General features: G+C 59.3%; 1 pseudogene. It reads left to right on the top strand.

The features are described 5' to 3' along the window. A pseudogene (locus tag SB764_RS41475) lies at positions 1–263 on the top strand (cell division protein FtsH); the annotation flags it as partial.

The raw sequence follows: 263 nt of genomic DNA, 5'->3' as shown, positions 1-263 counted from the left end.
AGGAAAACATCACCTCCGGCGCGTCCTCGGATATCGAGCAGGCCACCAAGCTTGCCCGTGCCATGGTGACGCAATGGGGCTTCTCCGACGCTCTCGGCCAGGTTTCATACGGTGAAAATCAGCAGGAAGTGTTCCTTGGCCATTCCGTCTCGCAGTCCAAGAACGTCTCCGAGGCGACGGCCCAGACGATCGACACCGAAGTTCGCCGCCTGATCGACGAAGCCTATACCGAGGCACGGCGCATCCTGACGGATAACCATGAT

It is taken from the genome of Paraburkholderia sp. SIMBA_027, assembly GCF_046535315.1.
GTDB classification, from domain to species: Bacteria; Pseudomonadota; Gammaproteobacteria; order Burkholderiales; family Burkholderiaceae; genus Paraburkholderia; species Paraburkholderia tropica.
The sequence above is the reverse complement of the archived record's forward strand: the minus strand, read 5'-3'. Positions and strand labels throughout refer to the sequence as shown.